At 55.2% G+C, this 25,402-nt stretch carries 23 protein-coding genes and 1 pseudogene; 9 read left to right on the top strand and 15 right to left on the bottom strand.

The features are described 5' to 3' along the window. Positions 1-69: 69 nt before the first annotated feature. Both JW885_02300 and JW885_02305 read right to left on the bottom strand, forming a co-directional pair. Complete coding sequence (locus JW885_02300; GenBank protein ID MBN1880981.1) at positions 70-540, bottom strand: hypothetical protein; 471 nt, start codon at positions 538-540, stop codon at positions 70-72. Positions 541-749: 209 nt separating this feature from the next. Further along, positions 750-2,507: a FecR domain-containing protein gene (locus JW885_02305; GenBank protein ID MBN1880982.1), complete on the bottom strand. Its 1,758-nt coding sequence runs from the start codon at positions 2,505-2,507 to the stop codon at positions 750-752. 244 nt (positions 2,508-2,751) lie between these two features. Here JW885_02305 and JW885_02310 point away from each other — a divergent pair, with 244 nt between their 5' ends. The 8 genes from JW885_02310 (at position 2,752) to JW885_02345 (ending at position 11,376) form a co-directional block, all read left to right on the top strand. After that, entirely contained in the window at positions 2,752-3,249 is a 498-nt protein-coding gene (locus JW885_02310; protein MBN1880983.1) for a hypothetical protein, read from the top strand. 226 nt (positions 3,250-3,475) lie between these two features. Then, positions 3,476-4,735: an LptF/LptG family permease gene (locus JW885_02315; GenBank protein MBN1880984.1), complete on the top strand. Its 1,260-nt coding sequence runs from the start codon at positions 3,476-3,478 to the stop codon at positions 4,733-4,735. Continuing rightward, positions 4,732-5,820, top strand: coding sequence for an LPS export ABC transporter permease LptG (gene lptG, locus JW885_02320; protein ID MBN1880985.1), 1,089 nt, complete (start codon positions 4,732-4,734; stop codon positions 5,818-5,820). The genes JW885_02315 and lptG overlap by 4 nt, the downstream gene beginning before the upstream one ends. 234 nt (positions 5,821-6,054) lie before the next feature. Continuing rightward, positions 6,055-6,468: a hypothetical protein gene (locus tag JW885_02325; GenBank protein MBN1880986.1), complete on the top strand. Its 414-nt coding sequence runs from the start codon at positions 6,055-6,057 to the stop codon at positions 6,466-6,468. Positions 6,469-6,612: 144 nt separating this feature from the next. After that, positions 6,613-7,650, top strand: coding sequence for a radical SAM protein (locus JW885_02330; protein ID MBN1880987.1), 1,038 nt, complete (start codon positions 6,613-6,615; stop codon positions 7,648-7,650). Then, entirely contained in the window at positions 7,613-8,473 is an 861-nt protein-coding gene (locus JW885_02335; protein ID MBN1880988.1) for a hypothetical protein, read from the top strand. The genes JW885_02330 and JW885_02335 overlap by 38 nt, the downstream gene beginning before the upstream one ends. Further along, positions 8,470-10,572 (top strand): SPASM domain-containing protein, encoded by a 2,103-nt coding sequence (locus JW885_02340; GenBank protein ID MBN1880989.1) that lies wholly within the window; start codon positions 8,470-8,472, stop codon positions 10,570-10,572. The genes JW885_02335 and JW885_02340 overlap by 4 nt, the downstream gene beginning before the upstream one ends. Positions 10,573-10,617: 45 nt before the next feature. Next, a complete protein-coding gene (locus JW885_02345; GenBank protein MBN1880990.1) occupies positions 10,618-11,376 on the top strand; it encodes a prolipoprotein diacylglyceryl transferase in 759 nt (252 codons plus the stop codon). Positions 11,377-11,409: 33 nt separating this feature from the next. Here JW885_02345 and JW885_02350 read toward each other — a convergent pair whose 3' ends face one another. Continuing rightward, on the bottom strand, positions 11,410-11,931 hold the full coding sequence (locus JW885_02350) for a hypothetical protein (GenBank protein MBN1880991.1): 522 nt from the start codon (positions 11,929-11,931) through the stop codon (positions 11,410-11,412). A 292-nt stretch (positions 11,932-12,223) separates the two neighbouring features. Here JW885_02350 and JW885_02355 point away from each other — a divergent pair, with 292 nt between their 5' ends. Then, a complete protein-coding gene (locus tag JW885_02355) occupies positions 12,224-13,057 on the top strand; it encodes a metallophosphoesterase (GenBank protein ID MBN1880992.1) in 834 nt (277 codons plus the stop codon). Between the two features lie 44 nt (positions 13,058-13,101). Here JW885_02355 and JW885_02360 read toward each other — a convergent pair whose 3' ends face one another. From JW885_02360 to JW885_02415, 12 genes and pseudogenes are all read right to left on the bottom strand, one after another. Continuing rightward, a complete protein-coding gene (locus JW885_02360) occupies positions 13,102-13,611 on the bottom strand; it encodes a nitroreductase family protein (GenBank protein MBN1880993.1) in 510 nt (169 codons plus the stop codon). After that, positions 13,598-13,936 (bottom strand): hypothetical protein, encoded by a 339-nt coding sequence (locus tag JW885_02365; GenBank protein MBN1880994.1) that lies wholly within the window; start codon positions 13,934-13,936, stop codon positions 13,598-13,600. Before JW885_02365 ends, JW885_02360 begins: the two co-directional genes overlap by 14 nt. Next, positions 13,929-15,377 (bottom strand): 4-hydroxyphenylacetate 3-hydroxylase family protein, encoded by a 1,449-nt coding sequence (locus tag JW885_02370; GenBank protein MBN1880995.1) that lies wholly within the window; start codon positions 15,375-15,377, stop codon positions 13,929-13,931. The genes JW885_02365 and JW885_02370 overlap by 8 nt, the downstream gene beginning before the upstream one ends. Before the next feature lie 128 nt (positions 15,378-15,505). After that, complete coding sequence (locus JW885_02375) at positions 15,506-16,822, bottom strand: acetyl-CoA hydrolase/transferase family protein (protein ID MBN1880996.1); 1,317 nt, start codon at positions 16,820-16,822, stop codon at positions 15,506-15,508. 29 nt (positions 16,823-16,851) lie between these two features. Next, positions 16,852-17,994 (bottom strand): annotated as a pseudogene (locus tag JW885_02380) (iron-containing alcohol dehydrogenase). Between the two features lie 156 nt (positions 17,995-18,150). Continuing rightward, complete coding sequence (locus JW885_02385) at positions 18,151-19,002, bottom strand: 4Fe-4S dicluster domain-containing protein (protein ID MBN1880997.1); 852 nt, start codon at positions 19,000-19,002, stop codon at positions 18,151-18,153. Positions 19,003-19,026: 24 nt separating this feature from the next. Continuing rightward, positions 19,027-19,911 carry a DUF169 domain-containing protein gene (locus JW885_02390; protein ID MBN1880998.1) on the bottom strand — a complete coding sequence of 295 codons (885 nt, stop codon included), beginning with the start codon at positions 19,909-19,911 and terminating at the stop codon, positions 19,027-19,029. 413 nt (positions 19,912-20,324) lie between these two features. Next, on the bottom strand, positions 20,325-21,620 hold the full coding sequence (locus JW885_02395) for an exo-alpha-sialidase (GenBank protein ID MBN1880999.1): 1,296 nt from the start codon (positions 21,618-21,620) through the stop codon (positions 20,325-20,327). Between the two features lie 96 nt (positions 21,621-21,716). Continuing rightward, the gene (locus JW885_02400; protein MBN1881000.1) at positions 21,717-22,592 is read right to left on the bottom strand and encodes a hypothetical protein; all 876 of its coding nucleotides are present in this window, start codon (positions 22,590-22,592) and stop codon (positions 21,717-21,719) included. A gap of 238 nt (positions 22,593-22,830) precedes the next feature. Further along, a complete protein-coding gene (locus tag JW885_02405) occupies positions 22,831-23,223 on the bottom strand; it encodes a class II SORL domain-containing protein (GenBank protein ID MBN1881001.1) in 393 nt (130 codons plus the stop codon). Between the two features lie 32 nt (positions 23,224-23,255). Then, positions 23,256-23,540 carry a rubrerythrin gene (locus tag JW885_02410; protein MBN1881002.1) on the bottom strand — a complete coding sequence of 95 codons (285 nt, stop codon included), beginning with the start codon at positions 23,538-23,540 and terminating at the stop codon, positions 23,256-23,258. 299 nt (positions 23,541-23,839) lie between these two features. After that, positions 23,840-25,267 carry a patatin-like phospholipase family protein gene (locus JW885_02415; GenBank protein MBN1881003.1) on the bottom strand — a complete coding sequence of 476 codons (1,428 nt, stop codon included), beginning with the start codon at positions 25,265-25,267 and terminating at the stop codon, positions 23,840-23,842. Between the last annotated feature and the right edge of the window lie 135 nt (positions 25,268-25,402).

The following is a 25,402-nucleotide window of genomic DNA, read 5'->3' on the forward strand; positions in this document are numbered from 1 at the left end:
ATCCTCTATCAATATACTGATATAACACGTCCACGTTTTCTGTGGCGTGAATGATCAGGCCCTCATTTCTCATTCGGCCTCGACGACCTCCACATGAAAGACCTTGCTCGATGCGTACCCTTCTGCGTCTTCGATGTATATCTCCGTCCGATGATTCCCCGCCGGAAATTCGGCATTGGGCACATCCAGACTTGTGCCGCTTATGTAGTCCCTTACCCGATCGGTGATATCGATGGGGACCACCTTGAGGTATCGCACCTTCAGTGAATCCATGAGGACATCGGCCCCATCCTCCTTTTTTTCCACCTCTATATAGAGCCGAAAGGTACCGGAGAGAGTGGCGTCGTTTTCCGGGCTGTGTATGGATATCACGGGACCGTCATTTTTCTCTTCACCCGCCGCCCGGATGGACGGCTGTGCCGCCTCCTCTGCGGTAACCAGAAGTACCGAATCACCGCAGAATGCCCCCGCTGTCATCGATATAAGGAAAATCACCATAAAAGCTATCACGGCCCTGTACCGAACAGATATACTCTTCATGGATTCCTCCTTATCTTTTATCCAATTTATATATGATCATTTTATATTTAAGAGAAATACACGTGGAACAATCACCGATAGTACAAGGTATCAGGCCGATTATCGAACGATCCCTGTGACCTGTCCGGGTATTATCAGATTATCCGATCACATTGTTCCATCAGAAAGGATTCAGCCCACATTTGTCTTCGTTCCACGACAACCTTTCATTAAAACAACTCGAGGATTTGTACGAAATTGTAACCGTATCCGTTAAATGTCACGATCACTTCCGCCGGTTCAAACAATCCGTTGTATGATGCGAACGGTGCAAAACAGGATACCGGGTTTCCGCAGTTGAAATCATCATACAGGGCGAAAACGCCTCCGAAGCCGTCCAGATAACCGGTTTCGGCGAGATAGTAGTCCCGCGTAAGGGTGAGATAGTAGAATGTTCCACAGGTTGAATCCGCCGCAATAATCGTCACTTCCATTACATCAGACGGTATATTCGGTGCAATCAGAAGCACCGCCATTCCCCGGTTGCACGGATAGGGCTCCGGCCAAAAAATTTCCTGGACCGTAAGACCCGCGGGCAAACCGCTGGGTACGTATGTCGGAAATTCCAGGTCCCCCTCGGTCTTCACCAGCGCAAACCCATCCTCCTCGGACAGCCAGAAGGTCACCACGCCGTCCCAGGTACGGCCGTGCAGGCTCAACTGCCACGTCACCGTGATGATCACGCTCCCCTTATATACCCGATCGATCGTGTAGCTGAACACCGCTCCGGGATTGCTGGCGAGAAACTCCTCTATCGCCGATATCAGCTCCTCCTTGGAGAAATATCCCCCCGCAGAGCCCAGGTAATCGTCCGATATCAAATCCTCCAGCGCACTGAGGTCTCCGGTCTCTAACACCTCGAAAAACGCCTCCACATACTCCCAGCCAACCTGCTCGTATGTCAGATCCCAGTACGTGATCATCCATGGACCGAAATCCATCGGATCGGACACCAAACCCGCATCGTTCGTCGCCCGAACCATCACCTCGTACACCATCAAGTGATCCGGCACATACTCGAACGACCAGTGGGTCGTCCCTTCCGCCTCATGCCAGGTGAACCCCGCGTCAAGGCTGTACTCCACCTTCACGATATCGTATTCGTCGTCCTCCGCGTCACCAACAATCTCTACGGTGCCCCTCGGCGTCAGGCTGTCCCGAAGCAGCAGTATCCCCTCCTCCACGTCCTCCAGGTTGATGGTCCCGTTCAATATCGCCCGAACGACCTCGGGAGGAAACCCGGCGCCCTCGCCGCCGGCGCCCTCGCCCTGAAACCGCATCTCCTCAAGAAACTCAAGCAGCTTCTCGGCGTCCACGCCCAGCACCTCACCCGGCATCCCGTCCGCCGACACCAACAGCTCCTCGCTGGTGCACACCATCACCGCGTCCAGCATGGGATAATTGGTCGACACCACCTCAACACAGTCCTGAATACTGATAATGGTCGTGACAAACGTGTCGGGATCAAAAATCACGCCGAAGTCCGTGCCCCGTACGCCGATGGACACGTTCTCCGTCTCCACCGTGAACGAGGACTCCTTGCTTACAAAGGGCGTCACCGCCGCCCGTATCTTGCCGGAAACCACCTCGAGCGTCGTCTTGGAGACATTGGTGATCTCCAACAATCCCAGCTCCTTGATGAGCACCCGACTGGAGGAACCGATCTTCACCTTGCTCCCGTCGGGAAGTGCAAGGATCACCTCGCTCTCCGTATCCGTCTCGATCTCGTCGCCCACGGATAATACAGCACTCTCCGGAAGAGACACCCACTCCTCCGTCCCGGCGTAGCGCACATCGACAAACCCGTCGATATACACCACCGACGCCGTGGACGCATCACCGTTCTGGGCGAAGACAATGCCGACCAAGAAAGCGGCACACAATGTAACGCCCAACAGTATCCAAGTGACGCTTCGAGTAATCTTCATGGGAGACTCCGGTAAATAATACTTTTTTTAAGCATAATACATTTTTACATAATCCTCAAGGGATTATCTGCGGTACTTACGGCGTCCGTGTCTTCATATCATACTATCAAACGCATCAGATATTGGAACGGCATATTCAAAACAATTCACATGGATTTTTTTGGGTTGACAGATGATTCTCCATCTACTACCATCTGACATCGACATACCATCGATCTCTTTTCTCCGTCGCCAAGGGTACACGATGCATCCATTTCGCTTCATCAGGTTTTTTACGATCCTCCTGGCTTCGGTGATATGGGTCGGCTTCGGCCCGGTCACCCACACCCTCTACACAACGCCTCCGGTCGAGCCGGGAGAACACGCCACCATCCTGGTGGACAGCGCATCGGACTCATATATCACCTCCATCAACGACACCAAGCTGGGCATCGGTATCAGGTCGATGATCCTGGAAGTGCCTCCGGGCTTGTGTTACATCGTACCCCTCTATAATGACGGCAGTTACCACACAGATGAGACCGGGGAGCTCGTCTTTCCCCTGGAAGCGGGGCGGACGTATCTCTTCGGCGCTCGAAAGGGTGAACAGATCAACCGGGGCAAGCTGTGCGATACCTGCCGGAGCGTCATAAAGATAGAGATAGAATTCTACCTGATCGACCAGGAGACATTCGAATATATCGATCCCTACCCCATCGGTGATGTACCCATCGCCGTCTACGAGAAGGAAGAGGATAAATAGGGATATGTGAACCGAGCCGCTCCGGACCGCCATCCCTTGTTCGTGCACAGAATGATTGTTTTCGCCGGTGACATACCGCCAGAGAAGAAACGGGCCAGAGGCCACGCCCACCCGCTCAAAGCACTCATCGCCATTGCCTAAAAAACAAAATCAGCGTGATTCATCGTTTTCGCCGTGCTCGATTTCTATTTACAAGCCATGGGCGATAGTCTACAATACATAGATTATGCAAACCATTATACCAAAACATATCATCTGGGAGGTGTTGGGCAATTTCCTTTTGGGGCTCTCCATCCTCACATTTGTCATCCTCATGGGCAGGATATTCCAACTCATGGACCTGATCGTCAACAAGGGTCTGGGATTGCTGCAAATACTGAACATGCTCTGGATGATGCTTCCGTATCTCCTGGTTTTTTCCATTCCGATGTCCCTGGCTCTGGCAATCATCCTGACACTGGGACGGGCATCCAGAGATTACGAGGTCGTCGCCCTGAAGACCTCGGGGGTGAGCATCTACCAGCTCATCCGTCCCATTTTACTCTTCAGCATACTCATGTACTTCGTCACGTCATACATGATTATGTACGTCGCTCCCCGGAACAACTACAATTTCAAGAATTTCCTGGTCAGTGTCGTCTCCGCTCAGATCAATATCGCCCTCGACGAAAAGGTCTTCAATAACATCAACGGGATGATTATCTACATCGATCGGATCCCGGTCGGTTCGGATCATTTCTACGGCATCATGATCCATGACGATGCGAATCTCGAAGTGGAGCTGACCATCATCGCCCGGGAGGGCTACATCATCAATAATGATGATGAGTCCAACGTCATCATCAGGATGCTGGACGCGAACGTGCTCCTTGACGACAAGTTCAGCGACTCGGATAAGTACCTGGCCGTAAGCAGTTATGACTTGAATATCGACATTTTCGGAGACACCGACGAAGAGGGCAACATCAAAAAGAAGGACAGGGAACGAACCATAAACGAGATGTTCGAAACCGTGGCCTCTATTGAAAAACAGCTTGACTACTACGAAAACGAATACGAAACGCCGCCCGACAATGATAATCCGTATGCCGAAAAAGAGTGGATCGTCAATGATTTCAATTCACAGATAAACCGTCGCTACACCGATATATCCGAGCGGTTCGCCTTACCCTTCGCGTGCATCGTTTTCATGCTGATGGGTATCCCCCTGGGTATTCAGACAAATCCCCGAGGAAAATCGGGCAGTCTCATCCTGGGATTGATCGTTCTCCTTATCTATTACATTTTCATGGCAATCGGGGAATTCCTCGGGAAAAACGGAATCGTTCAACCGCTCTATTCCATGTGGATCGGAAATATCGTCCTGGGTATTGCCGGGGTGTACATGCTGGTGAAAACCGGCCGTGAATCGCCGGTTTACATTATTGTTCTGTATAATGATCTCATGGAGTTCATACGCAAGATGTGGGCAAGGGTGAGTCGATGAGTATCCTGACACGTTACATTACGGGGCAATTCCTCTATATCTTTCTATTGACCGTTGCGTCGTTCGTCGTGCTGTTTCTGATAGTCGATATCTTCGAGGACATGAACAAGATCATCGAATATCAGGTGCCCTTGGCTACGGCGATCTGGTACTTCGCCACGAAAATTCCGTACATGCTGTTCGTCTCCCTGCCACTGGCGGTGATGCTCGCAACCCTCATATCCCTGGGTCTCATGTCGAAAAACCTGGAACTGATCGCCATGAGAGCCAGCGGCGTCGGATATATAAGCATCATCACCCCCATCATCGCCTGTTCGCTCCTCATCAGCGTCCTCGCATTCTTCGGAGACGAATACATCGTTCCCGAATCGAACCGCATTAATGAATACATCAACACCGTGAAGATCAAGCAAAACGAGCTCAGTTATAAATCCGAGTACCAGGAGTATAAAATCTGGATACGTCGGGGGAACACCATATACTATGTCGGACATTTTATCCCGGAAAAATCGGTGATCGTCGATTTCGTCATTCTCGAATTCGACGACTCCTTTCAACTGAAACGGCGCATCATGGCGGAGCGGGCAAAGTGGAACGGCACCCTCTGGCGATGCTACAACATGATCGAAAACACCTATGATCAGCAGGGCAGGTTTGAAACAAGTAAATACGATGTCAAGCTGGTTTCACTTTCCGAGACCCCGGACGATTTCATGATCGTCTTCGCAGAAAACACCGATCAGATGTCCTATCGGGAATTGAAACAGTATATCGCCAAACTCAACGCCGACGGCTACGAAACCACCAAGTACCAGGTGGATCTGATGTCGAAACTCGCATATCCATTTGCGAACTTCATTATGGTGCTAATCTCGGTTCCCTTCGCCATCATCATCGGTCGGAGGGGCGGCATCTCAGCAAGTGTGGTTGTGGCCTTTGCAATCGCGTTTCTGTACTGGGTGACCTACAGCATCTGCGTCTCCCTGGGGAATGCGGGCACCCTCCCCCCCATCCTCGCGGCATGGACGGCCAATATCCTGTTCATCATCGGTGGTTCATATATGTTCCTGTCTGTGAGAACATAAGATATCCCAAACTAAAACAGTAATGTTTTTGCTTCAGATAAAAGGTGTTTTTTCCATAAAAAGTATTGACTGTGTCTCATCGGTGCCGTATAATATCTTTACCTGGAACGATAAGAGCGTTTGGCTGACGATTCTCTGTCGTCATTTCTCCGGTAAGCCCGTCAGGTTTGTAGTATTATAAATATTGGTAACACAAACAAGTTTTTGATTTCGTCTTTGAAGTGAGGAACGCCCATGGACGATAAGAAGAACAAGATAAATATGCCGCCCATCTTGGAAGAAAAGGTCTCCAGGCGTGAGGCTATGAAACGTATGGCCAAAGGATTGGCCCTGGCCGGATCGCTCGGGGTGACTGCCATAGTTACGCAGGGCCAGGGTGAATGCGGCTACGTCAATATGTACTACAACTACGGCGACTATTACTACAACTACGGCGACTATTACTACAACTACGGCGACTACTACTACAACTACGGCGACTACTACTACAATTACAGCGATTACTATTACAATTACAGCGATTACTATTATAATTACAGCGATTACTATTATAATTACAGTGATTACTATTATAATTACGGAGATTACTACTACAACTACGGAGACTATTACTACAACTACGGTGATTATTACGTAAATTGGTGGTAACAGACCGGATAAGGTCTCCGAACGCGCCGATACGCCGACGTGGCCCCCCGTCACTCGATAATACGCATCTGTTGTCGTTTCCGGGAAGGGCACTGACGGATATCGGCGTTTTTTATCCTCGCTTCCCGTTATCGGAGTATATGAGTGGCAAATCTCCTGCTGACAACCCGGTGCGTACGATCCTGCCCCTACTGTTTCGCCAGAAAAGAGATGGAAAATTCGCCGGACGGCCACACGCTCTCCTGGGAAAACTTCTTGTATGTGGTGGATTTCCTCGAGGCTTCCTCGGCACGCCACATTTCACTTCTCGGCGGTGAACCGACGCTCCACCCCGATTTTGTCGATATCGTTCTCTATCTCATGGAACGCCGCTTTCACGTGACCGTCTTTACCAGCGGCATCATGTCCGAAAATAAACTGGGGGAACTTTCGGAGCACCTTACCTCCATTCCGATCGAGCATCTCAACTTCGTGGTGAATATCAACAACCCGGAGCAAACACCGGCGGCTGAAAATGAAACAAAGCAGCTTCATAGATTTCTCTCTATCATGGGACCCTGGAGCGCCGTCGGCTTCAACATCTACCGCACGGATTTCGAGATCGATTTCATCTTCGACCTCATCGGTCGATTCGGACTGAAGCGGCATGTTCGGTTCGGAATGGCCTCACCCATCCCGGGTGTCGATAATCTTTCTATTTCCCCCGATGATATGAAAGACGTCGTCGCCCGCCTCTATTCCTATCGTCCCCAGTTCGACCGGTTCCGTGTGAGCCCCGGCCTGGATTGCGGCTTCCCGATGTGCGCCTTTACCGACGAGCAGCTCGGGTGGATATTCCGCGTATCCGGGCCCGTACGGTTCGGGTGCGGACCGGCCGTGGATATTATGCCGGACCTGTCTGTGTACGCATGTTTTCCCCTTTCGACGCTGCACAAGCGATCGCTCTTGGAATTCAACTCACTGCAGGAAGCGGCGGATTTCTATATGGACCTCAACCGAAAAATCAGGACCGAGCTGGCCGGTATCTTCGATGAGTGCGACGGCTGTCGACATCGGGAGGAAGGGCGCTGCAGTGGTGGGGGTGTCTGTCACCTCATGAACAGCTTCATGAATGAGGCGCCGGTTCGCCTGATGGAGATAGAAAGTGAGCTCGCCAAATCTCGTTTGTCCTCACAACCGTAAACTGTTCGACCGCCTGGGGAGGCAATTGATCACCGTTCGGGTGAACGATCCGGAACAGGTCTTTTTCGCCGCTCGGGACGTTTGGGAGTCCGGGAATCGACTCTTTTCGGTCATCGTCGATACCGGCAATTCATTTGAGGATATCGATATCCCGGAGAACTGGGGAGGGATTTCCGTCGCCCTCTTCCTCGCCCGAATGGGGCGTTTTCGGAATGTGAAGAATAAGCTCGAACGGATGCGGCGGATGAAGGTGCGGGTATACCTCCCCTGCAGTGATCCTGAGAATATCACATCCCTTCAGATACTCTCATCGGTGGGCGTGTCCGTCGCCTCCGGGATTATCCCGGGTCCGCATCATTGGGAACCATTGCTGGATCTGATGACCTTCGCCGTACTGGGACCCGCTCCCCACTCGCCCATCGATCCCTTCGTTTTCGTTGCAGACAACTTCGAAACCGGCGGCTCGGTGGATTGGCGGGGGATATACTTCGAAGACCCGAACGAGTTCTTCCACCTGGACGATCGGGGACGGGTCGCCCTATCCCACCAGGAGCTGACGGCGGGCGATTTCATCTTCGACGACCCCTCCGGCATCGACTCCCGTGAGGATAATCCCGAGTACGCGCTTCGGACCAGCCCGAGAGAGCGATTTTTCCTCACCGATCATCCCTGTTCCCGCTGCCCAGGATGGCGGGTCTGTATGGGGGCGTTTGTGCAAAACGGCTCCGTGCCCACGGGCTGCAGCGAATTTGCGACGGAAATGCTGGAGGTAGTGGAGCAATATCGGGCGAGTAAAGGCACACCCAGGGAGAAGCGATCATGACGACCATGATTTTCAAGCCCACCGAGGCCTGCAACGGCAACTGTATCTACTGCGACGTGGTCAGAAAGGACGCGGCCGGGGACAACACATTGTCTGTTGAGCGCCTGGAGCTGTTGTTCGTGCGCATCAACGAGTACCTTGAGAATCATCCCCGGGAGCGGTTTCAACTGATCTGGCACGGAGGGGAGCCGCTCATTCTCGGTCCCGATTACTTCGAGCAGGCCTATCGTTTCCAACAAACCCACTGCGCGGAGACGAAGGGACGCCTCACCCATGAAATCCAGTCCAACATGACCCTGTTCTCTTCGAAGTTCGTCGAGATATTCAAAAAACTCGGCATCACCAAGGTGAGCACCAGCTACGATCCAATACCGAACATCCGGGGCCTGGGAAAAACCATAGACTCAGACGCCTACAACAGGAGTTTTCTGAAGGGCGTCCGTGCCCTGGAGGAGGCGGGGCTCGATTGGGCGATGATCTACGTGGTGACCAGGTTCTCCCTGGAAAGACCCCTCGACCTGTTTTACTTCCTGACAAACTTCACGCCGGACGGATCGGTGATGTTCAACCCGGTCTATTTCTTCGAGCGCCAGCCGATGGACCTCGCCATCACCCCCGACGAGTTCGTCGACTTCCTGGGAAAAATCTTTACGGTCTGGTGGCCCCACAGGGATCGCTACCCCACGATACAGCCCTTCTATTCTTTGACCAAGACGATCGTGGACGGACAGCCCTCGCTTATCTGCGGCGAATCCGGAGCCTGCGCCGATTCCCACATCAGCCTTGGACCGTCGGGGACCCTCTCCCAGTGCGGGAGATCTTCGGATTGGAACCTTATCCGACTCGGCTCCCTGGATGACATCACCCTCGACGAGGCGTTCGCCGCCGAGGGGAAGGAGACACTGAGGGAGAGGCAGGCAATCGTCCGTCAGGGCGATTGTGCGTCGTGCCGGTTCTGGGATATCTGCCACGGCGGGTGCCCGCTGGACGCGATGGTGGATACCGGCTCGTTCATGAACAGGTCCCCGCTGTGCGTCGTCAAACGCCGATTCATCGAGGAATACTTCGAGCCGATTACCGGCGTTCGGTATACTCCGGAAGAAAAGCGGGAGATAACCGCCGCGCCTCACCCCGAATATCGACCAATGAGGCCTCATATGCCGCCGCCTCCCCCGGGGCGGATTCGGCCTGCGGATCGTCCCGCTACAGGGAACATCTGGATCAATCCCATCGGGGGCCTCGGAGACGCGCTGATGCTCTCCGGCGTACTCAAGGCCGCCGTCGACCGGGACCCGACGAGGAGCTTTAAATTGATCGCCCGGTCGCCCTTCGTCCCGATCTTTTCCGGGCACCCGGCGATTTCCGAGATCGGGCATCCGAAACCGAATTCTCCCATCATCGCCACGGCATACTGGGACGATCCCGATTTCAGAGAGGGACGCATGCGTGCCTACCAGGTGCTCGCCCGGCTCTTCAACCTGCCGACACCCATAGAGGAAACACTATACCTCGCGGACGATCACGGCCCTGACCCGGACCTGTTGGCCCGAATACCGCTTAAGGAGACAAACATTCTCGTCGCACCGTCGGCGGGAACGCCCAGAAAGGAAATGCCCATAGAGATGTGGGAAGAGCTGGTAGGCCGAATGATCGATGAGGGATTCGGTGTCATTCAGGCGGGCACCTCAACCTCCCGCCAAATCAGGGGCGCCTACAGCCTTCGGGGTATCCTGACGATACCCGAAGCGGCGATGCTTCCCGGATACGTCGACGCGGTCGTCACGTCGGCCTCCTTCTTTATGCACGCGGCCCACCTGTGCGACACCGCGGCCGTCGTCCTGTGGGGCCCCACCGATCACCGGCAGTATGGATACAGCGGTCAGGCACACCTCCAGGCACATTGCCCGACTGATCAGAATGTCCCCTGCATCAGAAGCGGCCGCGGCCCGGGATACGGCTCCCCCTGCCCCCTGGGGATGGATCACTGTATGCACCGTCACGATATCGACGACGTATTCCGCTCACTCATTGAACTACTTGAAGGCACAAAAGACGCCCGCCGTCAGGCTGACCCGTCCGGCTCCCGGCCGGCACGATGACCAATTTATTTTGCATATCGGACCTGCGAGGATAACAGCCCGTCCATGCATCCGGAATTATTCACTATCGGGGAAGTTGTCGTTCACTCCTACGGCGTCTTCGTCACCCTCGGACTGCTTGCGGCCGTGGTCTCGTTTCTGTGGGAGCTGAAACGGAGGGACGACTCGTTTTGGATCGGCGTCGACATCCTCCTATTGATGATTTCTGCCGGGCTTCTCGGCGCGAAGTTATTCCACGTCTTGTTCTCTCTCTCGGACTACCAGGAGGGACCCCACACGATTCTCTCCCTCATCTTCTCCGGGTGGTCGGCGGCCGGGGGGCTGTTGGGGTCGCTCCTCGCCCTGGTCATCTATTTTCGGAAGAAGGGCCTTGACGGCTGGTATTGGATGGACACCCTCATCCCGTCCGTCCCCCTGGCCCAGACCATCATGCGGGTCGGATGTCTGATGACGGGATGCTGTTACGGGAAGCCCACACACCTCCCCTGGGCGATTACGTTCACGAAGTCCACCGTGGCCCCGCTGGGCGTGCCCCTACACCCCACCCAGGCGTATCACCTGGCGGCGAACCTCCTGATTTATCTCTTCCTGACGATTCGGAAAAAACGGTCGGCTTTTCCCGGGGAGCTGACACTGGCCTATGTATTATTCTATACCATCCAGAGGAGCGTCATCGACGTGTTCCGGGCCGACCCCGGCCGCCTCTGGCTGTGGGATACGATAACAACCTATCAGCTCATCGGCACCATCGCCGTGATCGTCGTCATCTTCCTCTATCGCTCGCGAATGAGAACCGTCTCGTAAGAATCCATCGCGACAGATGATGCATCCCCGCCATCAATCCCGTCGACCCGCCGGGAAAAGGAAGCCGCCGTCGGTCGGCCGCCAGTTCTCCGAGGACTCTGGGTCGATGGTATATCCTTGGTCGAATTCGTCCGAGAAGACGTGCATGGGCTTTTGTCTGTCGTAATCGGTGATCTCCCAGATATCGAGGGCGTCATCGTCGTCCAGGTTTCCCCACGCCCGGGCGATGTATCCCCCGCACCCGGCGTGGACGATCGCCCACGAATAGTATCGCGGCCGATGCTTGGGAGAAAAGCCGATACGCTTCGGGTCCGCATCGAAGCATCCATGCTCCGTGAAGTAGGCCGCCTCCGCGTCGTATATCCCCACAAGAATCTCCGTCGCTTCGTCCTGGGCGGACTTCTCCTGATCCGATCGGAAGATAAACGTCGTGGAGACGAAAAATCCCGCCGCGATCAGCACGACCACCCCGACGGAAAGCGTCAGAACGCCGACCCAGAAGCGTCGGCCCCCCCGTTTTCGATCTGCTTTAATGCCCCGAGGTTCTTCGCTCATGTACTTTTCCCCGCATTCTCACTCTCAGTATACCCGGGAATCGATTAAAAAACACTCTCCGGCGCAACACGCTCACGGTCCGGTTGTTTCTTCACGGCGCGTACGCATGAGAAAGGCGTGCAGTGCGCCCTCTGTCTCTCTTCGATCGCTTCTTATCAGAAAGTTCGCATATCGGTTGTCAACCGTCCCGGTGAAAGAGTATACTATATCCAAACATAAAATAAATATCTCTATCGATCGACGAATCGAGAATTATATAATCGGCCCACAGAGTTTTTTCAGGAGCACTCCCATGAAGATGTCCGGTCTCTGTTTTCGCCTCTTGGTGTCTCTTTTGCCCGTCATTTTATTTCTTTTGTCTCCGCCTGCGGCACACAGCCAGGAGGCCCCGGTAATCGTCTACGGAGACAGTCGACACAGTCACGACGTCCATCGTACCATCGTGTCGGCGATCACGGCGGAAAATCCCTCAGCTGTCTTTCACACCGGCGATTACGTGACCGACCCCGGCCGGGAAGACCAGTGGAACACCTTTTTCGAGATCATCGCCCCCCTCAACAACACGACATCATTCTATCCCGCAAGAGGGAACCACGACGGAGGCGGAACATCCTTCGCCTCCCGATTTTCTCTCCCCGGAGGGGTCACGTGGTACGCGGCGGATGTTTCGGACATGCGCTTTCTCGTGCTCGACAGCAATGCGTCCCTCTCCCCTACATCACCGCAATACCGCTGGCTCACCGACGAGCTCTCCTCAGCGGATGCGCGGTATCTCTGTGTTGTGCTTCACCACCCGATCTACAACAGCACCGCCGGGGGGCACGTCGAGGATGAGAAGAAATTGATCCCCTCCATCGAAGGCATATTGATCGACTCGGGCGTCGACCTTGTCTTCTCCGGTCATGTCCATGCCTACGAGCGGCTTGAGAAGAGCGGCGTGATATACGTGATTTCCGGCGGTGGCGGAGCGGGACTCTACAGACAGGTCGAGCGAAGCAACTGCAGCGCGGTCTACGAGATGAAGCACCACTACGTGAGAATATTCCATAAAGACGACGGGCTTGTTGTAGAGGCGGTCGCCCTCGACGGGAGTGTCATCGATTCCTTCACCGTGGACGGCGATTGAGCCGTTGTGAGAGGATCGCATGCCTTACGTCTTGGCTCCCGGCACTACCAGGTGTCCTTGTGCACCTTCTTCTCGTCGTACCGATCGACCCGCGGGTGGGACTCCGCCGGATGGCCGAGCGCCACCAGGGAAACCGGCACCACGTGATCGGGGATTCTCAGAAGCTTCCTGATCCCGGTCACCCGCTCCTCCCTGGGATGTACCCCCAGCCAGACGGCCCCCAGCCCCAGGGCGTTGGCGGCCAGAAGGATATTCTGCGTGGCCGCGGCGCAGTCCTGAGGGAAGTATCCCTCTTTCGTCTCCGTCTCGAGGTTGCCGCACACCAGGACGGCCGCCGGCGCTTTCAGAAGCATTCGTGAATAGGGATGCACATCCGGGAGGGCGTTCAGTACCTTTCGGTCGGTGATGACGACGAACTCCCACGCCTGCTGATTCCCGGCGGTGGGGGCGGCCATGGCGGCGGAGAGTATCTGCTTCACCTGGTCGTCTGTAATCGGTGTATCGGTATATTTTCTGATACTCCGTCTGGTCATGATGGCTTCAATGGCGTCCATATATTTTACCTCGCTCTTCCGATAATTCTTTTGATTCGGCATCATCCGGCATCGCCCGAATGCGCTTCACAAGATCGGTGACGCCTTCCGGACGGTCGATGAAGACGGTCGGGAGATCTGAAAATTCGTGTGTCCCCGCGCACCGCACGTGACAGCCGCAGACGACCAGCAGCAGATCTCCTTTGCATTCTCTTCCGCCCGCGGGTACAAAGCGTGCCGTACCGAAAAGACGCTCCTCCAGCCGCCGCACCAAGGCGACCCGGTCATACAGGGGATTGCACCCCCCGCAGTATTTCACCACAATTGTTACGGGTTCGTCACTCATCGATGCCGGCAAGCTTCCTGGCCCGCTTCATCTTTTCACTCATGTTGACGGAGCGGGAGATCATGATGCGCTGGGCTTGGGGCGAACCGGCGCCGTGCATCGATTCGGTCAGATACCCCACGGCCGCCGTGCCCAGCGTCAGGTTCTCGATAAGGCGCAGGATCCGAAGCCGGTGTTCCGTGGGCGCACCAGCAATCCCTCTGAAGTATTTCTCCATCCACTTCCCGACCGCCTCCGACCGCAGGTCCGCCTCGGATGGGAGCGTTACCATCAGCCCTCCGGCGATATCCTGGGCCAGCCGGGCGATCTCGTAGGGAAACCGGGTGACGTTCTGCTTGTGTACGTTGGCAAGGAGTGTGTTGACGCAGTAGGTTCCCGAGGGCTCTCTGCTCCCCTCCGACGCGCAGGCGATGCACCCGCAAAAAAGGGTCTCGTTGAGGTGGTTCATCTCGATGAGCTTGTCCTTGATGTGCGAGGCCCGGGCCACCCCGTTGTACTCGGCCGCGGCGGCCGCGGCGCCGATGAGGACGTCACCCACCCCCACCTTGCAGGCGTAGCTCTGGCGGTGATAGGACGCGAACCGTTCCACCAGATCGCCGGCGAATTCATACTCCCCCAGCATGAAGATGCGCTCGTTCGGGACGAAGACGTCGTCGAAGACGACCAGCGCCTCGTGCCCACCGAAGAACTGATTCCCCCGATCCATCATTCCCGCTTCGAGCTTTCGGGTGTCGCAGGATTGCCTGCCCATGATGTAGACGATACCGTCCGTATCGCTGGGGAGGGCGAACGACACGGCGTAGTCGGTGTCCTCCTCTCTGAGCGCGATGGTGGGCATGACGATGATCTCGTGGGAATTGACGGCCCCGGTTTGGTGGGCCTTCGCCCCCCTGACCACGATCCCGTCGGTCCGCCGCTCAACCACACGCAAAAAGGCGTCCGGGTCCGGCTGCTTGTGGGGGGGGAGTCCCCGATCTCCCTTCGGGTCGGTCATGGCGCCGTCGCACATCAGGTCGTTTTCCTGCACAAAGGCGAGGTAGTCGAGGAAGCGCCGGTGGTAGTTCGTGGCATGCTTCTGATCGATGTCGTAGGTGACGATGGAGAGGGCGTTGAGGGCGTCCATTCCCACACACCGCTGAAAACAGCAGGCGGTATGCGCACCCAGGAGGCGTCCCATCTTACTCTTTTTGACCAGGTCCTCGGTGGATTGATGAATATGACAGAATCGATTGATTCTATTCCCGGTCAGGTGGGAGACCGCCGACATCAGATCCTCGTGCTCCGGCCTGTGCAGCAGATCGTACGTGGCCGCCACCGCCTTCATCGACGGGCGGATGATGGGGTCGTCCACCACGTTATGGATCCGCTCGCCGAACATATAGACGACGAGATTGAGCCTTCTCAATGATTCCTCGTACGCCTTTCCGTCCATGAGGGTCATATCACATCTCCTATATTCCGGTAATTATCGACTCGGGTCCAAGCGTCGTTTCATGCCCGCTTCGATCCGCTCTCTGAGCATTCGGCCAATAACACACCGCTCTCCTCATCCGGCACCGGTCGCGGAAATTAGAGCCATCCGTAAAGGCTTCGGCACTCCCGCTCAAGGGAATCTCGAAATTTCGGAGCGGCGATATTGATGAGTGCCCGGGCCCGCTCCCTCATTGTCTTTCCCCACAGGTGTGCGACACCGTACTCGGTCACCACGTAGTCCACGTCGTTTCGCGACGGGGTTACAGCCTGCCCAGGCAAAAGTGTAGCCACGATGCGGGATACCTCCCCTCCTTTCGCGGTGGCCGGAAGGGCGATAATGCTTCTTCCCCCCTTCGACGCCGCGGCCCCGCGTATGAAATCGACCTGTCCCCCAACGCCGGAGTACTGCCGGGGGCCGATGGACTCCGACGAGGCCTGTCCCAGAAGATCGACGGAGATGCTTGAGTTGATGGCGACCATATTATCGTTCTGGGCGATGACGCACGGATCGTTCGTGTAGTCCACCGGATGGGCGTCGATCATCGGATTGTCATCGAGCCATCGGTAGAGCCTCTCGGTTCCCATGACGAATGTGAGGACAATCTTTCCCGGATGAAGCGTCTTCCTGGCCCCCGTGATCACCCCCTTCTCCGCCAGGGTCATCACGCCGTCGGATATCATCTCCGTGTGGATTCCCAGATCCCTCTTTCCTCCCAGGAATTCGAGGACCGCTTCCGGTATCGCCCCGACGCCCAACTGCAGGCAGTCCCCATCCCGGATGAGTTCCGCAACGTGTCTTCCGGTTTTCTCCGCCACCTCGTTGATGCCCGGTGGGGTGATGGTGTAGAGCGGAAGTTCGCTCTCTACGAAGTAATCGATATCGGTCACCGGGATTCGTGAGCAGGGACCGGTTCGGGGCATATTCGGATTGACCTCTGCTATGGTAATTTCCGCGGCTCGGACGGCCTGGATGGCGTAGTCAACGCTGATACCCAGACTCACGAAACCATCATTATCCGGTGGAGAAACCACGATCATCGCCACATTCACGGGCAGCGCCCCGTCCTGAAAGAGCCGGGGAACCTGATGAAAATAGCAGGGGGTATAATCCGCCGTTCCCTCCCACACTGCCTTTCTGGTGGCGGTGTTGGCGAACATGCCGTTGAATCGAAACGAATCTTTGTATTCCGGCAGGCAGTAGCGGGCCTCCCCTACGGTGAACACGTGGACGATCTCTACGTCCCGAAGCTCGTCCGCTCGATCAATCAGGGCATCGATGAACAGCCGCGGCTCCCCACAGGCATGGCCGGTCACCACCCGATCTCCCGATTTTACAACCCCGACCGCCTCCCGGGGCGTCGTCCGCCTCTTCTCGTAGTGCTCCTTCCAATCGCTTACTGTTAATTCCAACATGACATTCAACTCCTGAGAGAAATGTTTGCCTACCGGTGGTAGGCGTCGGTATAGATGGTCCTCGCGTCGTCCAGATCGATCTTTCGCGGATTGTTGGACAGAAGCCGTGTTACCTGTATGGCGCCGTTCGCCATCTCCTCGATGGCGGATTCGGGGATATCAAGGGCCTTGAGATTCCTGGGAATGTCAAGATCGTCCGAAAGGGCGTTGATACACGTCACGGCCGTCTCAGGACCGATGTCGTCTATATATTCATTGTTCATGGCCCGGGCCAGCTCGATATACTTCTTCTCACTTCCCGCCATATTATATTTCATGATTACCGGAAGCATGACGCTGTTGGCGAGACCGTGGGGAATGTGAAAAATCCCCCCCAGCGGATATGCAAAGGCGTGCACCGCCGTCACTCCGGCGTTCCCGAAGGCGATGCCCGCCAGCAGACTTCCCAGCATCACGGCCTCCCTCGCTTCTCGGTTCTATCCGTCCGCGAAGGCATCTCTCAGATGTTTCGATATCAGCCGCACCGCACGGAGGGCGACGGCGTCTGAGAAATCGGTGGCGTTCACCGAGGTGAAGGCCTCAAGGGCGTGGATCATGGCGTCCATGCCGGTATACGCGGTCACCGACGGCGGCATCTTGACGGTAAATTCCGGATTCAACAGTGCAACGCGGGGGATGAGCATCCGGGAGGCGACCCCCTTTTTCATCCGCGCCTCTTCGTCGGTGAGGACGGCCACCGGGGTCACCTCGCTACCGGTGCCGGCGGTGGTGGGGAGGACGATCGTCGGGAGGCTCGGCTTCTTCAAGAGTTCGATGCCGATGTAGTCACGCACCGATCCGTCGTTTTCGACCAGCGCGGCGGATACCTTCGCCGCATCAATCGAACTGCCGCCGCCCAGGGCGATCACCGCATCCACCCTCTCCGACCGGGCAAGCGCCACCACCTCTTCCACAACATCGATACTCGGATCCGGCTCCACCCGGTCAAAGAGGACAATGCGCCGATCGGCCGCATCGAGGATTTCCCTGACCTGGCCGTAGATGCCCGCATCCACGATGCCCGGGTCGGTGACCACCAGCACCTTTTCAGCGGACATTCCCTTAAGTGAGGGTATGAGCATATCCAGAGATTCCGTACCGATATGTATCTCGGGAAGAGGCAGTATTTTCATGTATCTTTTGTTCCAGCCGGTGGAAGTGAAATAGGATATTATACTACACTGCGGTCGGTTTGGGAAGACGATAAGCGAAAGTGGGTGTGAAATTAATTACATCTGTGAAGCATGGAGGTTCACACCCCCGTATTTTGTCAGTCGATATGCTGTGGGTTACCGATCCTCGGTGATGGGGGGATGCTGACGGTAGAGTCTTGGATGAACCCCTTGCGGCCCATGCCCTTCCGTATCACGATGGGGCAACTCCGCGATCTGTTTCATGGTGACGGCCGACTCGGGACACACCGAGACGCACAGGCCGCACCCGTAGCAGTTATGCGCCGTTCTGCTTTTTTTGTCTTCAATGATCCTGGCGTCGAAGGGGCACACGGCGATGCACTCACCGCACCCTGTGCATCGGGCTCGATCGGTCATCGCGAGAAAAAAACCATCGATGAGGGGATAGTTGAGCTGCCCCAGCTCCCTGTTGATGATATACGGGACGCACCCGCAGGTGCAGCAGTTGCAAATGACATATTCGTTGTACAGATTCACCGGACAGTGGATGAAGACCATGTGCATCATCCGTAATTCATGACAGCGAGTGACGATGTCCTTTGCCTCTTGTTTTGTAATGGTGCGGTATTCCTTCGGAAACGCCCTGGTCCATGCGTCGTAGCCTGTCCGCATAACGATGTCCGTCTCAATAGGATGGTCACAGGCCCTATGACCGATGCGACAGCGGCACGGGCCGACGGCGATGGGGCCGTCCAGGGTGTCGATATATTCCAGCACCTCTGCATAGGGCACCGGCTTTCCGGTATCACCCAGGTAGCCAAAGGGACGGGCAAGGAAAAATTTCGCGAGCTTTCGAAACAGGGATTTATCACCGATGTGCTTCAAATCCCCCCGGAGAAACCGGTAGCAGATCTTGAGAAGCGGCACCTCGATGAAGCGTGCGAAAATAAAGAGCAGCAATTTCCTGAAGGGGCTCTCCTCCCCCACGATCACGGTGTGAAGAAACATGATACCTCGATCGCCTCTCGTATTCTATCCGAAGGTGCAGCCCGGCGTCCGTTTCGCCCGTTCCAGGAGCAGACTCTTTTTCTTCTCCAGTCGATCGAGGCGGGGGTCATTCTCCCCCTTTCCCGGGTAATCGAGGATTTCATCCAGACGGAGAAACGTATCGTACGGGAATCCCGAGGTCATGTGACGCGGGTTGTTTTTGCCCCATGCCACGCCGCCGGTACAAAAATAGCTGATGTTCGCCCTGTGTGTCTGAAAGGGGATGACGGTGCTGTTTCGACACATGGACATGTTGGCCATGTACCTGGTAATGAACCTGTCGAAAATCCTGGTGATGAAGGTGCTCCTAAAGAGAGTGGTCGTGATTATCTGCCACAGGCTGAATCGATTGAGAACATCCAGTATTCTGTTGATGTTCTTCACGGCCCATTTCGAAAATCCGGAGGGGGGACTCTTCTGAAACGTCGCAAGGCCGGTCATATCCAGCCCCTTCCCATCAAGTTCGATGAAACCGTCCCAGCCCAGAAAATCGATGATCACCCGATAACTATCGGGATCGGTGCGAATCAGCACCACATCGGGGGTGACATCTTTCCTGAACAGAAACAGCGGCGCTATATAAATCCCCTCAGTCGGGAACGGCAGGTGACCGGTGATGGACCGCTCAAACTCGTTTTCGGCCTCCTTGAACCCCATGACGATGGGCACCCACTGACAGACCTGTATCGATTCCGGGACGACCAAGAGTTCCATCCCGAAGGTGGCGCCGAACACCGCCTGGCAGTATGAAATGCCTTTAAACCGGGTGATGTCTTCATACCCTGAAGCGGAGTCACACAGAAACTTCACCCCGACCGGCGGGAGATCTATCTCGATCGTATCCCTCCCGGCTGATTTCCCCTGGGACATAACGGCATGCTCCTTGAGACATGGAAACTAATCTGAATATACACCCGCATATTGCTTTGCGGTGACACATGTCCGTACCCTGTGTGTGTGATGTTTCTACAACAGCGTGGTGAAGATGAGCCAGTAAAACAATCCCGCCGCACCGAGCACCGCCAGCCAGAATATCCAGGTTACAACGCTCCATAGTTTTGTATCGTAAAACGCCATGATTCGACTCCTTTCGTCCAAAAGATCGGCCCGGTCAATGGATCAAGAAATATCTTCCGTACAGGAACAACGGATAGACGACCAGAAGGCCGATCACCAGCGAGAGAACAATGCGAATCAAAACGCCCATCGTACTTTTTGTTGTCATGAGAGAATCCCTTGCTTTTCGTGCCTGAATGAATATGTCTCGGACCAACCGCCGCGTATCACCGATTCCCTGCGGCGATCCGGTCCGCATACGTCACCAGTCCCGATGCGCTGATACGCGCCATGCGCACCTCGGTCTTGGGCAAAAAACAAACCCCGACGACCCAGGGATAATCCTTGTCGACGGGACAGGTGTAGTAGCTGATGAATATGTCGTCTCCCCGTATGACCACGCCGGTATAGGCGGTGTCGCCGTTGCTGGGGAGGTCAAACAGGTGCACCAGCCGATCCTCTTTGACCTCGAAGAGCGCCGTACGTTTCGTCGCCATATGGTTTCCCATATCGAACCGGGGTCCCAGATGATTTCTTCCGGCCGCGAACATGCGGTCGCCGACGGTAAAGAGCGTGGCGCCGTCGAGCCGGGTGATGAAACTCGGGGCGTACGACCATTCCTCATAGGGCGGCAGGGCGGTGGCGATGAGGGTAGAGGAGGTGGGATTTCCGAATGCGTAACCGGCGGTACCCATGCTGCTGATCCTCAGGGTGGAGACCGCGGTTTCGTCCGGCAGGAACTCGAGCGTCGCCTCAAAGGATTCGAACACCGAGTACACCTCCGACACCTCCTCCCAATGAATGCCGTCGGTGGATGAGAAGAGTACCGACAGCGGCATCATCCCCTCCTCCTTGACGGAGTCACCCTCGATGAGTCCCGTCACTTCCATCTGGGGCCCTATGACCGGTTTTTTCCCGCTGGCGACGACATACCAGGTCTCCCCGTCCATCGTCTTCGGACGCCACATGTTCCACCCTCCCCCGGTGACGTATCGCTCGGTACCGTCATTATACCGATAGATGACCGTCATGGTATCCATCTCCCGGGGAGTCTCCCAGGTAATCCCGTCATCGCTGACCGTCCAGTAGGTGGTTTGCGGCATGGGGTCAAAGTATTCGTTCGGAAGAAAGTAGAGAAAGAGCCTGCCGTTGATGACGGCGAATTTCGGATCCCGAACGTCCGTTTCGGGAACGGTAATGCGGGCGACCTCCTCCCACTCCCGGGCGTCTCGGGATCGCTTCACAAGAAGCGCCCCATTGACATCCTCCAGGTGCCATTTCGTCTGGGCGTGAATGAGATAGAAATACCCGTCGAAAAAAATCAGGTCCGTGTTGGAGTTATGCTGGGTTCTCACATCATCCAAATTGGGCGTCACCGACCAGGTCTCCACGTTCAATATCGCATCGGTCTCAAACGACGGCGGCGTGCGCACATTCCAGTATATGAGGAGACATGAGATCAACAGTACGGGAAAGAGAAATAGTGCGGCCACAATGCGAAAAAACCATGTAATCAGTTTCATACTGCCACCTCTGCAAAACGTTTCACATAATATTTAAATATACTATCTCATTACATATTGTCTTCATTGTCCGATCTTGACATGCTTTCGGCCGCATCAGCCCCTCAGACGCGCAATGAACTCCCTCACTTCGGCGCCGTCGGCGGGATCGACGCAGTGCGGTGCGACAAGCCAGTGTTCGGAATGAGTCAGCGGCTCGCCGGGAGAGAACGTCACCAGCGGACTCAGTGTTTCCAGCTCGGTGAAATAAGGCCCGGTGTAGCATTCGGCGGCGCAGTTATCGTCCGGGTAGGAATCGACGGGCATACGCTCAAAGGTCTTGACAAAGGTGAAGTCACGGGCACTCACCCCGATAAAACCCTCCCGGCAGGCGGAACCGACCTTTCCCTCCCGGCCGGCGGGCGTTACGAGAAAGAGGTCGTCGGTCGGCGTAAATTGTGTGTCGTTGATTTCCGATGCGTGATCCATCCATCGGTGCCAATACACGACCTTCTTCAGATCCCATGATCCTCCCGTTCCCCACGGGAAGAAGGCCGTGCCGACGTTGTTCACGCACGTCAGCGCCCATACGGCGCCGGGTATCAGGGTGTCTCCTTCATTTGTGATCGTGTGGTCGACGCGGATGAGACCGTTCTCATCGACGATTGTTATCGTCTTCTTGATGCCCGTACACTCATCCCGGGACAAGACCGACAGGAAGTCGTCTCCCGTTTCAACGAGACACCCGTCATTATCCGGAGCGTAGGTGGTTTCCGTCTCTGGGGCGATCCAGAGCCGATGTCCGCCGTAAAGTCGCCAATCTCCGCGGCCCAGGGTTTTTCCCGTATCGACAAACAGGATGTTTTCTGTTCCTTTGGTCGAAAGCGATAGGATTCGCGGCCCGAAGCCGGTCGTAATGATCAGCTCGGCGTCACCGACGACGCACCGGTAACAATCCTCATACCCCTCCCAGGTGACCTTTTTATATTCCACGTATTGTTTCCGTTTTTGAATCCACCGAATATCGGCACGATAATACCAGACTTCCCGCGGATATTCAAGGGAGGAAAACCGCGGAAGACCGAGAGGGTTCCGGATATGCTGCTTCGAAACGTGAGATAACTGTTTCTCATAACATATCGCGTCGGGCCCTCCCTATCGCTCATGAAAAACGGGATATCTTCCTTTTGGAGATATCCCGTCATGTTGACGCTTCTATCCGTCGAACCCGCTATTTCAGCTCGATTCGCTTTTCGGACTCCCACAGGCCGTGTATATTACACAGGGCCAGGGCGATAATGCTCCCCGGCTTTGCGGCCTTGAATGAAAAGGTCACCTCGTGATGGGTATGGACCGGTCCGGTATTCGGCCCCTCGGTGGATTCGCCGTGGGCGTTGAATTCGAACCGGCCGATCTCGTAGGTGAACTTGTCACCGTCGGGACAGAAAAACGCCGCGACCCATCGGATATGGTGCTCCGTGGTGTTCGGATGATCCACGGCCTTTCCCAGGCCGATGGTGACCTTCGTCCATGTATCTTTCTCAACGGCATCGGGGCACTCAATGACCGGGACGTGCTTCTCCTTTTTCCAATCCGCTTCCTGGATTTTTTCTCCCAGACTCATTATATCGCTCCTTGACAAAATATATATTGACGCTATGAGCCGATCAGTTCCTCGACTTCCTCCCGTCCCGCGGCCAGCTCCTCCTCCTGTTCCGTATCGAACCGGAGCAGCAGGGCCTGGAACTCTCCGACGTGGGTCTTTTCCTCCCTGGCGACGTCCAGCAAAATCTCCTTGATGTGTTTATCCGTCGCCAGGGACGCCATCTCCTCGTAGAGATTGATGGCGTCAAGCTCTGCGATCAATGCCGCGCGCAGAATTTCCCTGTCGATATTCTCCTTTTTTACCTTGCCTAAATCAATCGGTATCTGTGACAGCATACGACATCTCCTTTTTATAGTACTCAAGCCATAGTCACTTCGCACTACATGAGATCCGTCGGGCCCTCGGACACCTCGGGCCGCCGGGCACCACCAACATCCGTCGCGGATAAGAGCATGAGTGTTCGGCGGAGAACGGTAACAGACAAGACAAAATCAACACGCACTGTATCAGAGAGCATGATGGTGATACGCCGTTGGGACACACCACAAGAACGGGCGCATCATTCCGATAGGTCGACGACGCTCATATATGAGAGCGTGTGCAGGGTGTACACGAATCCTTCGGCACAACGGCTTCAGGGTGTGTCATTACTTATCCCGCATCCCTCAAGGTAGTTGTCGAGTATCATCGATCTGACCCCTCCCACCACTATCTCTGCGGCAAATTCGATGCTGTCGGCCAGTGCGGGATCGATCTTGAAACGGGTGGGCGTGGCCTTGAAGTTATTAACGATGTCCCCCAGCTCCGGCGGCATGAAGCTTTTCGGGTAGGGGCTCTCATCGACACGCTCGATGAGCTCCGGATCTTCAACCAGGTAGGGGGAAATATAGACAAAGGAGATATCGTTGAACCGGGGATTGCTCTGGATGAACATGATGGCGTAATACGCCAGTGTCTTGCCCCGATACGCATACACCACCCTGGTTCGCTCGACCATCCCCTCCAGACCGAAGGCTCGAATGACCTCCTCCGTATCAGTCGGATCGATGCGCTGATTGGCGTCGATGATAATGACCATCCCCTTTTTGTAGGGACAGTCCTTCTGGCAGAATCGTTTCATGGCAAGCTGCATGATCGACTCGAGTCCCAGGGTATCGCCGATGCCGCCGTCGTTGAGGTGCACGTACACGGGTTCCTCGGGAGTCGACCGGGTCTTATCCTCGATGAGGAGCGGTCCGAACACGAGCGGGACGGCCGAGGACGCCACGACCGCCCTGGACACCTCGATCTCTCCGATATTCACCCCGATATCCCTGCAAAACATTGTGTTCAGTATGCCCTCTTCGAAGAGGATATTGCTGCTCAGGATTCCGGATTCCAAAAAATGTCCAAAGAGTTCTTCCTGATCCTCTTGCGTCATTTCGAACTCTTTCGGCGGAATGGTGCTGAAGAGAAACTTCGCACCGCTGTCCATATGGGTGGTGTTGATAATGAGCGTGGGACACAGACCTTGGACCTGTCGTTTGTAGAGATCGTCGAAGGTTGCGGTCCCGTAGAATTTCTTCTCAAAATGCCACTTGAGAAAATACGCCTTTTCCTCCGGCTCCAGGAAGACGCGGTACCAGTTGGGGGGGCGATAAAAGACCGCCGCCTCGATGTTGCTTCGCATATCCTTCAGGTATTGTTCGAAAAAAAGTTTGTACTCCTCCTCGTGCGTGGTATCCACATCAGGCTTGTTGAGACAGTAATACGCCGACGAGACGCTACCTCCGGACACGCACGATATGTAGTCGATCTCATCGAGTATGCTCCGGCCGTCCGGCAGCTTGACCTGCTCGAACAACTCGCGAAACACCGCAGCGCTCCACACCGCCGATCGGCTCCCCCCTCCGGAAACCGCCACAGCCAGAAAATAGTCTCCATCTTCGAGCAATCTATAGTTCGCCAGTTGCGGCACATCCTGAGTGTAGACGAGGAAGTTTGTGCCGAGGACGCTACACCCGGAGAGGACAAATACGAGACAGGCCATTATGGTGAGGCCTTTTATTCTTCTCAATGGCATACAAAACTCCAAAATAAATCCATTAAAAAATATGTGTATGTTGATATACTATACGACACAGGTCCCGAACGGTCAAGAATTATCATGAACGTATCTGTATATCTCCATGCCCCGACCGCCAATATACTTCGTCAA

This window comes from Candidatus Zymogenaceae bacterium, assembly GCA_016931225.1.
GTDB lineage: Bacteria > Desulfobacterota > Zymogenia > Zymogenales > Zymogenaceae > JAFGFE01.